Origin of the sequence: Winogradskyella helgolandensis, assembly GCF_013404085.1 — a bacterium.
In the GTDB taxonomy this organism is placed as follows: Bacteria; Bacteroidota; Bacteroidia; order Flavobacteriales; family Flavobacteriaceae; genus Winogradskyella; species Winogradskyella helgolandensis.
Genome location: NZ_JABFHO010000001.1, coordinates 1,332,033 through 1,343,188, shown reverse-complemented (window position 1 = coordinate 1,343,188; position 11,156 = coordinate 1,332,033). Strand labels below are relative to the sequence as shown.

Below are 11,156 nucleotides of genomic sequence, written 5' to 3'. Positions count from 1 at the left end.
TGAAAATTATGCAGAAGATTAAAGGAACTCTAATACCAATTGGAGGAAATGAAGATAAAGGTATTGAAGAAAGTGAAATCTACACCTTAGAATTTATTGATGAGGGGATTTTATACCATGTGGTAAAAGAAGCTGGTGGTGTTGATGCTCAAATTGTTGTGGTGCCAACAGCCTCTAGTATTCCGGTTGAAGTTGGTGAAAATTACTTAACCGCATTCGATACTTTAGGCTGCAAAAATGTGGACGTTTTAGACATTCGTTCTAAAGAAGATTCTGAAACTGAACATGCCATTCAGCTGATTAAAAATGCGGATTGTGTGATGTTTTCTGGTGGTGACCAATCTAAGATTACCGATAAAATTGGAGGGACTATCATCCACACCATTTTAGCGGAACGCTTCGTTAATGAAGCTGGTTTTGTTATCGCAGGCACAAGTGCAGGTGCTATGGCCATGGCCAACGAAATGATTGCAGGCGGAAGTGCTTCGGAATCCTTTATTAAAGGTGCTGTTAATATGTATAAAGGCTTAGGCTTGATTCCTGAATTAATCATAGACACCCATTTTATACGTCGTGGTCGCTTTGGAAGACAGAGTGAAGCGGTGGCAAAATTCCCGAATCTAATAGGATTTGGATTGGCAGAAGATACAGGCATGATTATTAAAAACGGAAACGATTGTACGGTTATTGGTTCTGGAATGGTTATTATTTTTGATGGAAGTACCCTAACCCATAACAACGAAAAAATTCTTGAAGAAGGCACTCCAATGACGATGGCAAATCTTACCATCCATGTTTTATCTAATGGTGATGAATACAATATTAAAACTCGAAAAGTAAAGGTGTTACCTATTGAAGCTCCTTTCATCTAAATTCCTGCGAACGCAGGAATCTCATGACTATATACTAGATCTTACGGATTGATAAAAACGTTTCGCATAATTACACTTTGCGCCTTTGCGCCTTTGCGTGAAATTATCATACAAAGAAACACAGAGGTTGCACGGTGATAAACAGAGAGAAAGATCTCAAGAACAAGCTACCACACTTCGCGCCTTAGCGCCTTTGCGAGAAAATCACACAGATTTCTACAGAGAAAAGGTTTAAGTGGAAAACAGCTTTACAACAAACAACTTAACAACACTTCACTATTAACCATAAATAGCAACTTCGTCAATCCCATCCGAAGTTTTCTGTCCACGATACATCCCTTCCGTATTAAAAGGCATCGCAATATTTCCTTGAGTATCCACAGCAATTAAGCCACCATCACCACCAATGTCTAGGATTCTTTTATGGATGACTTCACTTGAAGCGTCTTTTACAGACATGCCTTTATGTTCCATTAAACAAGCCACATCGTAAGCTACCACTCCGCGTATAAAAAACTCACCACTTCCAGTACAACTGATCGCACAAGTTTTATTGTTGGCATAATTCCCAGCACCAATCATAGGGGAATCTCCTACCCGTCCCCATTTCTTATTCGTCATACCACCAGTAGATGTTGCCGCTGCAATGTTACCATCTTGGTCACAAGCCACTGCACCAACGGTTCCGAATTTGGAATCTTTTTTTGTAGAATGATCCAACTGAAAACTGTCGGTATCTTTAATGTCTAACCATTGTTGATGTCTGAATTCATCATAAAAATAGCTTGCATCTTCTAGCTTATAATCCAATTCCTTCGCAAACTGCATGGCTCCGTCTCCTGCTAAAAACACATGTTCACTTTTTTCCATGACATCACGAGCCAAAGACACCGGGTTTTTAATTCCTGTAATTAAACTCACACCACCAGCATTTAAGGTTTTACCATCCATAATACTCGCATCCATTTCGTGCGTTTCGGTGGCTGTAAATACAGAGCCTTTTCCTGCATTAAATAATGGGGAATTTTCTAAAATTTGAACAGCAACCTCAACAGCATCAGTCGCTGATCCGCCTTCAGCTAAAACGGCATAGCCTTTATCTAGTGCTGCTTTTAAATCACGTCTGTATTTAGATTCCAGTTCTGGTGTCATCATACCTTTCACTAAGGTTCCTGCTCCACCATGTATGGCTATTGAAAATGTGTTCATTTCATTTTTATTTTGGATTTGAAAATTACACATAGTATTTTAAATAAATTCTATGAAGTGATAAGTTTTTGTAAATTTGAGTATCAACTAAAACCTACTCATGTCTGAAATTCAAATTTTGATTGTAGAAGATGATCCTATTATTTGTGAAGATATTAGAAATATGCTGTCTAATGTTAATTACAAAACTGTTGGTGTGGCATATGATAAGAAGGATGCTATTGAAGCCATTGACACATTAAAACCAGATTTAGTGTTGCTGGATATTAATTTAGAAGGCAATTATGAAGGTTTTCAAGTCGCAGAACATATTAATAATACTAAAAAAATACCTTTTATTTATCTCACATCATACTCTGGAAAACAAATTTTAGATCAAGCAAAAAAAACCCTACCAATGGGTTATGTTGTTAAACCTTTTAACGAAAAGGAACTATATTCAACCATTGAAATAGCCTTGTATAGTTTTTCAAAATTCATATTACCTATAACTTTAAATCGCGAAGTCATTAATTCATTAATTCAAACGCCTTTAACACGAAAAGAGTTTGAAACCTTAAAAGGCTTGCATGAAGGAAAAACGAACCAAATATTAGCAGAAGATCAATTTGTAAGTGTTAACACCATAAAATCTCATATAAAAAACATTTACGAAAAAATGAATACCCACACGCGGTTGGAAACAATTACGTTACTTAACGAATTGTTGCGCTAATTTCTTCTTGGAAATATAATAGAAATTTCAGTTCCATCGCTAGTATTGGTAGTAACTGTAGCTTTTAACTTGTTTGTAAACAAGCTTATTAAACGTTGGCCAAAAGATTCTGTTTTATGTTGAATGGTCTCATCTATACCTATACCATTATCTTTAACCGTTAACACATGGTCCCTTTCCAATTCTACCATTATTAAACTTATTGCTGGCAATTCAATGGTTGCTGGAGGAAACGCATGCTTTAGAGAATTAGTCACTAATTCGTTTACAATTAACCCAATAGGCACTACAGATTCAATATCCATAATGATATTTTTTGCTTTGATCTCAAACTTAATATCTCCTGCCGTTTTATTGTAAGAATTGAGGATGTTTTCAGCCAAACCTTCAAAATAGTTTTGAATATTGACCATATTTAGATCTTCACCAACATATAAGTTTTTATGCAATATAGCCATAGATTGCACACGATTTCTCCCATTTTGTAAAATCTCGTGTACTCGTTCATCTTTTACATACTTGGATTGAAGATTAAGTAAACTAGATATCATTTGTAAATTATTCTTAACACGATGATGTGTTTCATGCAATAAAAGCTCTCTATCTTTTAAAGCTTTATTAATAATTCGATTTTTTTGAGTAATTTTTAAGTATAATTTATACAACGCAATAGCCAAAATAAGTAGCAATAATAACCATATCGTTGTTATTATTGCAATGGTTTTAGACTGTGATATTTCTTTATCTAAAAGCTGCTTTTCCTTATTTAACAGAGCAATCTCTGCATCTTTCTTTTCCTTATTGTACTGTGCCTCTTTTTCAGCGATAATCTCTAAAGACTCTTTTGAGTAGATAGAATCGCTAATGATTTTAAACGACTCATAATTCTCTAAAGCATCGATATAATTTCCGCTTTTTTTATTAGCATCTGCTAGTAGTTCATAAGCCCGTTGTTGTTGATGTAAAGACTGATGTTCATCATAATTAAATACATCTTTTAAATACGGTTTTGCCTCAGCATATCTATTCAATTTAATTAAAACCTCTCCCATGTTTAGATTAGACTCGCATAAATTATAGGTGCTACTCAACTTTTTTCTAATATTAAATGCTTTAAGATGTTCTTGGTAGGCATCTTCTAGCCGACCTTCTTCCTGTCTTAAAACTCCTAAAAAATCGTAATGAAACCCCATTTCTCTTAAGGTTGGAAAGACGACATTTAACGCTTTTTGGGTCATTAAATGCGTTTCTGCTTTTTTGAACTCACCCAATTCGATATACACCAACCCTAAATTAGCATTGACGCTAGCCATCCCTGAACTATCTTTTAAAATTTCAAACTGTCTCAGCGCTTTTAAATATTGATCTTTTCCTTTTTCTAGTTGATCCATATTAAGATAAAAACTAGCTAAGCTATTATTAATTTTAGCTTTTTCTGTTGGGCTTCCTATTTGGTTATAAATTTCTGCAGCTTCAATAAGACGTTTTTGGGAAACTACATTTTTACCTAAAAACATAGAAATAGAACCTATAAAATGGGCACTCTTGGCAATATCAAGGGAATCGTTATGTCTTTTTGAGTACTTGTGAATAGCTTCATAATAATCTAAAGCCGTACTATAATCCCCATGCCATCTGTGGCTGGCTGCAAAAATATAATTATTACGTCTTATCCCTATACTATCATCTTTACTTATATAATTAGTTTCTAAATTTTTCGCTGTTGTTTCTGCCAAATCAGGATTGCGTTGCACTATATATTCCCCCAATAAAAACAACGCTTCTTTCTTTTCACTAATTACGGAACTAGTCTTAATAATGTTCTGTAAACTATCTTGATACTTATCCAATTTCGCATCCTGTGCAACTAAAACATTGCAGAATACTAAAATAACGATACAACTTTTTAAAATTTTATACAATGGTCTATTTCTTAGGTTACAAAGGTAGTAAACACAAATTCTAAAAAAACCACCCATTAGTATGAAAAAAACCTTCGAATAATTTAAGAATTTTACACCATCAATAATTAAAACCAACCTTATGAACCATCCATAACTAAATTTTGATACTTAAGACAATGGTTATATGGATGTACCATGTGATCTTAAAAAAACAATAAACACACACACATGAAAACAGTACTACTTTTTACCATATGCTTATGCTTTAGCGCTATATGTCTATCTCAGACAACCGCTATTCCAGATCCTAACTTTGAGCAGGCCTTGATTGATTTAGGACATGATTCTGGGACTATAGATGGCTCTGTACCTACAGCGAATATTAATACTATAACGGATTTATCAATAAATAGTAAAAACATAGCAGATCTCACAGGCATTGAAGATTTTACAGCTTTAGAAATACTTTGGTGCGTTAACAATGATATTTCTAGTATAGATGTTAGCAACTTAACAGTACTTAGTGTTTTAAATTGTGATAGAAATGATATAACAAGCATAGACCTATCTAACAATACAGCACTTACTTCATTGAAAATTCTTGCAAATGATTTAACGAGTTTAGACGTTACAAATAATACGTTATTAGAATATTTAAGCTGTAGTGCAAATAATTTAACGAGCTTAAATGTTTCAAATAATACAGCACTAGCTTATCTGGCTCTTCATAATAATGACGTAGCGTCTATAGATGTTTCAAATAATTCATTATTGTATTTTTTAGGATGCAGTTTTACGGGAGTAACGGCTTTAGATATCAGTAACAACCTTAATCTTACAGATTTACAATGTAATGACTCATCACTATCTCACTTAGACATCAGTAACAATAGTTTACTAGAAGTAATAAGTTGCAGAAACAATCAACTTACAACTTTAAATATTGATAATAATGTGCTTTTAGAAGAACTTCACTGTGAAGGAAATAATATTATTGACTTAGACCTAAGCAATAATGCCGCAATCTTAGTACTAAATTGTCAAGCTAACCAACTTACGAGCTTAAATCTTAAAAACGGCAACAATACCAGCATTTCAGAGTTTGGTGCTAGTGATAACGCAAACCTATTGTGTATTGAGGTAGATGCTGCTACTTATTCCACAGCAAATTGGACAGATATCGATTCTCAAACCGGTTTTAGCGAAGATTGCAGTGCACTTTCTACAAACGAGTTTGATTTAAACAGTTCTATTACTGTATATCCAAACCCTGTAACTACGGAGTTAAACATAGCTCTTAAAAATAATCAAGCCATAACTTCTATTGAATTATTTGACATGCTGGGAAAGAAAATAGCAACAACAAAAGCATTAAACTTGGATGTTAGTCCATATCAAACTGGTATTTATATGCTTAAAGTTTCAACCAAAAAAGGTCAAATTTCAAAACGAATTATAATAGAATAAGACCAACCTCTAAATACGAGGCGTTAGAAGCGAGATTATCCGCATTAGAAAACAATAAAAACACACACATGAAAACAGTACTACTTTTTACCTTATGCTTATGCTTTAGCACTATCTGTCTATCTCAGACAACCGCTATTCCAGACCCTAATTTTGAACAAGCTTTAATTGATTTAGGTCACGATTCTGGACCTATAGACGGCTCTGTACCTACAGCAAATATTAATACTATAACATCTTTAGATGTGTACATTTTAGATATAGGAGACCTTACTGGTATTGAAGATTTCACAGCTTTAGAATCACTAAATTGTTTATCCAATAATATCTCTAGTTTAGATGTTAGCAACTTAACAGCACTTAGAGAATTAAATTGTGCTTATAATAATTTAACAAGTTTAGATGTTTCCAATAATACCGCACTTACTGTATTCCATTTTTTGGGAAATGATATTTCTACCATAGATGTCTCAAACAATACACTATTAGAAAATTTAAGTTGCGGCAGTAATCAACTTACTTCCATAGATGTCTCAAACAATACACTATTAAAATATTTAGGTTGTAGTAACAACCCACTTACTTCCTTAAATGTTTCAAACAATACACTATTAGAAAATTTAAATTGTGGCGGCAATCCACTGACTACCTTAGATATTACCAATAATCCTAACCTAAAAGTATTAATTAGTGGCAATACATCATTATCTAGTTTAGACCTTAATAATAATACCCAACTTGAGGAGCTAACTTGCACTAACAATCAGCTTACAAATTTAAACCTAACTACCAATATAGCTCTAACTTTTTTAGAATGTTCAAGCAATCAACTTACAAGCCTAAATATTAAAAACGGTAATAATATAAATCTTAATGTGTTAGATGCTACAAACAACCCAAACCTATTTTGCATTGAGGTAGATGATGTTGCCTCTACAGTAAATTGGATAGATGATTTTGCAAGTATTGATCCTCAAACCAGTTTTAGCGAAGATTGTAGTTTGAGTCTAACCTACGTACCAGACGATAATTTTGAGCAAGCACTCATAGATTTAGGTTATGACACGGGAAGTTTGGATGATTATGTACCTACCGCAAGTATTATTGCTATAACAACATTAAATTTAGCATCTTTAGGTATAGCAGATCTTACAGGTATTGAAGATTTTATAGCTTTAGAAGAACTATCATGCTTTTTCAATAACATTTCAACTTTAGATGTTAGTAATTTAACAGCACTTAGAGAGTTAAGATGCTATAATAACAACTTAACAAGCATAGATGTTTCTAACAATACTCAACTTAGCTTATTGCATTTTTATCATAACGATATTACCATGATAGATGTATCAAATAACATACTATTAGAAGATTTACGTTGTAGTAATACGCAATTAACGACTTTAGATGTTGCTAATAATCCTAACCTTATAAGTTTAGTTTGCAGCAACTTAACACTTTCAAATTTAGACCTCAGCAATAATACCTTACTACAATTGTTACGTTGCGAATACAATGACCTTACAAGTCTAAATCTCAATAACAACACTGCGCTAACCACTTTATATTGTGGCGTAAATGATATTACAAGTTTAAATCTTGATAATAATATTAATTTAGAATTGCTTGATTGTACAGGGAATGATATTGTTGACCTTGATTTAACCAATAATACAGCAATTACAACCTTAAGATGTCAGAGTAATAATCTTAATAGCCTTAATATTAAAAATGGGAATAACATAAATATCGTTTCAATTAGAACTACTAACAATCATCAACTAGAGTGTATAGAAGTTGACGACGCAAATTACAGCACTGAAAATTGGACTATAATAGACACCGAAACCAGCTTTAGCGAAGATTGTAGTGTGCTTTCTACAAACGAATTTGATTTAAACAATTCTATTGCTGTATATCCAAACCCTACAGATGCCAACATAACAATTACTTTATCAAACACCTTAAAACAAATAGAACTATTTACTGTTGGTGGTCGTAAAATTCATACAACTGTCAGTACCACTATTAATTTGTCACATTTACCATCGGGTTTATATTTAGCAAAAATCACAACACAAAATGGAGAAATTGCCGTGAAGAAAATAATTAAAAATTAGATTTATCTTAATATAGTAATTCTAAAAGGTCGGAGTATAATACGTCTGCCATCTTTTACAAATCAAATGACAACACCCGCTCAATAATATTAATCTGTTAACATAAAAACCATCGTACAAATCATATAAAATACTTACATTTAACACCTTAACCACATCAATTATGAAAAAACTTTACTTTTTATTGACTACAGTTTTGTTAACTCAAATTGCATTGGCACAACCAGCTAATGACGATTGCGCTACCGCAGAAACCATTGCAGTGACAACAACAGCGTCTACTGTTAATTTTGAAATTGCTGAAGCGACTATTACTAATGAAATAGGCTGTGCCGAAAGCACTAGCGACTATGCCGATATCTGGTACAATATCACCATGCCGGTTAACGGAAATCTTTACGTCGATGGCACCATTGGCTGGAACAATTTCGCTTTATACGATACCTGCGGAGGTACACAATTACAATGTGGATCCGGCAATCAGTTATTTACAGACCTAACCGCAACAACCAATTACAAATTGCGTCTTTTTAGAACGGAAGCAAATGCAGATAATAACGGTTACAGAACGTTCACCATTCAAGCGTTCGAAGCAGTTACTAATGACGATTGTGCTTCTGCGGAAAACATTGCAGTGACAACAGAAGTATCTACTGTTAATTTTGACATTGGTGGTGCTGCTATTAATAATGAAATAGGCTGTGCTGAAACCACAAATAATTACGCCGATATCTGGTACGATTTTACCATGCCGGTAAACGGAAATCTTTACGTCGATGGCACCATTGGCTGGAACAATTTCGCTTTATACGATACCTGTGGAGGTACACAATTACAATGCGGATCCGACAATCAGTTATTTACAAACCTTACCGCAACAACCAATTACAAACTACGTCTTTTTAGAACGGAAGCAAATGCAGATAATAACGGTTACAGAACCTTCACCATTCAAGCGTTCGAAGCGGTTTCTAATGACGATTGTGCTTCCGCAGAAAACATTGCAGTGACAACAGAAGCGTCTACTATAGATTTTGACATTGCTGGTGCTGCTATCAACAATGAAATAGGCTGTGCTGAAACCACCAACGATTACGCCGATATCTGGTACGATCTTACCATGCCTGTAAACGGAAATCTTTACGTCGATGGCACCATTGGCTGGAACAACTTTGCCTTATACGATGCCTGTGGCGGTACACAATTACAATGCGGATCCGACAATCAGTTATTTACAGATCTTACCGCAACAACCAATTACAAATTGCGTCTATTTAGAACTTTAGCAAATGCTGATAATAACGGTTACAGAACCTTCACTATTCAAGCGTTCGAAGCGGTTTCTAATGACGATTGTGCTTCTTCAGAAAACATTACAGTGACAACAACAGCGTCTACTGTAGATTTTGACATTGCAGGAGCTGCTATTAATAATGAAATAGGCTGTGCTGAAACCACCAACGACTATGCCGATATCTGGTACGATTTTACCATGCCTGTAAACGGAAACCTTTACGTCGATGGCACCATTGGTTGGAACAACTTTGCTTTATATGACGCCTGTGGCGGTACACAATTACAATGCGGATCCGACAATCAGTTATTTACAGACCTTACCGCAACAACCAATTACAAATTACGTGTCTTTAGAACTTTAGCAAATGCCGATATTGACAATTATAAAACGTTCACCATTCAAGCGTTCGAAGCAGTTTCTAATGACGATTGTGCTTCCGCAGAAAACATTACGGTCATAACATCGGAGTCTATTGTAAATTTTGACATTGCAGGAGCTGCTATCAACAATGAAATAGGTTGTGCTGAAACCACCAACGACTATGCTGATATCTGGTACGATTTCACCATGCCTGTTAACGGAAATCTTTACGTCGATGGCACTATTGGTTGGAACAACTTTGCTTTATATGACGCCTGTGGAGGTACACAATTACAATGTGGATCCGGCAATCAGTTATTTACAGACCTAACCGCAACAACCAATTACAAATTGCGTCTTTTTAGAACTTTAGCAAATGCAGACAATGATACTTATAGAACCTTCACCATTCAAGCTTTTGAAATCATAACGAATGACGATTGTGATACGGCCGAAACCATCACCATTTCAGACACACCAACAACTGTAAACTTCGGTATTGCAGGTGCCACTATCAATAACGAAGTGGGCTGCTCAGAGTCAGAAGCAGAAGACTACGCAGATGTTTGGTACAGCTTCACCATGCCTACAGACGACAACGTAGTCATTACTGGAATCATAGCTTGGAATAATTTTGCACTCTATGATGCTTGCAACGGAAATCAAATAGACTGTTTTTCTGACCAAGGCACTATTACAGGCTTAACCAGTGGAACAACCTATAAACTTCGCGTATTTAGAACTTTAGTAAATGTAGATAATGATGCGTACAAAAGTTTTACCATTCAAACTGAAGAAACATTAAGTACAGACGTCAATACCTTAGAAGACAGTATTAGGGTGTATCCAAATCCAGCAAACACAATAATCAATATTGCTATGGCAAACAATCAATCCATAGCGTCTATTGAACTGTTTAACATGCTTGGAAAAAGAGTATTAACAACAAAAGCATTAAACGTAGATGTAAGTAAGTATGCCGCTGGAATATATATGCTTAAAGTTTCAACTAATGAAGGACAAGTCACTAAACGAATTGTAATCGAATAAGGCAACATAACATATAGAAACAACTTTTATTTTAATCAAGAAAGTCGCTTTAACTAGCGGCTTTCTTTTGTTTATTATTTAATAAATCATTCTTTCATATCAAGGTTTAAGTTTTGTAATTTTGAAACTATTGTCTGTTCGAGTTGAGTCGAGCATTATTTT

At 34.5% G+C, this 11,156-nt stretch carries 7 protein-coding genes; 5 read left to right on the top strand and 2 right to left on the bottom strand.

Annotated features, from left to right (window positions below):
• The first annotated feature begins 8 nt into the window (after positions 1-8).
• The gene (locus HM992_RS05520) at positions 9-872 is read left to right on the top strand and encodes a cyanophycinase (protein ID WP_179318995.1); all 864 of its coding nucleotides are present in this window, start codon (positions 9-11) and stop codon (positions 870-872) included.
• Positions 873-1,151: 279 nt separating this feature from the next.
• Here HM992_RS05520 and HM992_RS05515 read toward each other — a convergent pair whose 3' ends face one another.
• Positions 1,152-2,081 carry an isoaspartyl peptidase/L-asparaginase family protein gene (locus HM992_RS05515; RefSeq protein WP_179318994.1) on the bottom strand — a complete coding sequence of 310 codons (930 nt, stop codon included), beginning with the start codon at positions 2,079-2,081 and terminating at the stop codon, positions 1,152-1,154.
• 100 nt (positions 2,082-2,181) lie between these two features.
• Here HM992_RS05515 and HM992_RS05510 point away from each other — a divergent pair, with 100 nt between their 5' ends.
• Positions 2,182-2,796, top strand: coding sequence for a response regulator transcription factor (locus HM992_RS05510; RefSeq protein ID WP_179318993.1), 615 nt, complete (start codon positions 2,182-2,184; stop codon positions 2,794-2,796).
• Here HM992_RS05510 and HM992_RS05505 read toward each other — a convergent pair.
• Positions 2,793-4,718, bottom strand: a complete 1,926-nt coding sequence (locus HM992_RS05505; protein ID WP_179318992.1) for a histidine kinase dimerization/phosphoacceptor domain -containing protein — start codon at positions 4,716-4,718, stop codon at positions 2,793-2,795. The genes HM992_RS05510 and HM992_RS05505 overlap by 4 nt on opposite strands.
• A gap of 210 nt (positions 4,719-4,928) precedes the next feature.
• Here HM992_RS05505 and HM992_RS05500 point away from each other — a divergent pair, with 210 nt between their 5' ends.
• The 3 genes from HM992_RS05500 (at position 4,929) to HM992_RS05490 (ending at position 10,994) form a co-directional block, all read left to right on the top strand.
• Positions 4,929-6,167, top strand: a complete 1,239-nt coding sequence (locus tag HM992_RS05500; RefSeq protein WP_179318991.1) for a T9SS type A sorting domain-containing protein — start codon at positions 4,929-4,931, stop codon at positions 6,165-6,167.
• 68 nt (positions 6,168-6,235) lie between these two features.
• Complete coding sequence (locus HM992_RS05495) at positions 6,236-8,287, top strand: leucine-rich repeat domain-containing protein (RefSeq protein WP_179318990.1); 2,052 nt, start codon at positions 6,236-6,238, stop codon at positions 8,285-8,287.
• A 163-nt stretch (positions 8,288-8,450) separates the two neighbouring features.
• On the top strand, positions 8,451-10,994 hold the full coding sequence (locus HM992_RS05490) for a T9SS type A sorting domain-containing protein (RefSeq protein WP_179318989.1): 2,544 nt from the start codon (positions 8,451-8,453) through the stop codon (positions 10,992-10,994).
• Positions 10,995-11,156 lie beyond the last annotated feature (162 nt).

Coding starts and splice junctions, on each gene's coding strand:
- HM992_RS05520 (WP_179318995.1), top strand. CDS start 9: ATGCAGAAGATTAAAGGAACTCTAATACCAATTGGAGGAAATGAAGAT.
- HM992_RS05515 (WP_179318994.1), bottom strand. CDS start 2,081: ATGAACACATTTTCAATAGCCATACATGGTGGAGCAGGAACCTTAGTG.
- HM992_RS05510 (WP_179318993.1), top strand. CDS start 2,182: ATGTCTGAAATTCAAATTTTGATTGTAGAAGATGATCCTATTATTTGT.
- HM992_RS05500 (WP_179318991.1), top strand. CDS start 4,929: ATGAAAACAGTACTACTTTTTACCATATGCTTATGCTTTAGCGCTATA.
- HM992_RS05495 (WP_179318990.1), top strand. CDS start 6,236: ATGAAAACAGTACTACTTTTTACCTTATGCTTATGCTTTAGCACTATC.
- HM992_RS05490 (WP_179318989.1), top strand. CDS start 8,451: ATGAAAAAACTTTACTTTTTATTGACTACAGTTTTGTTAACTCAAATT.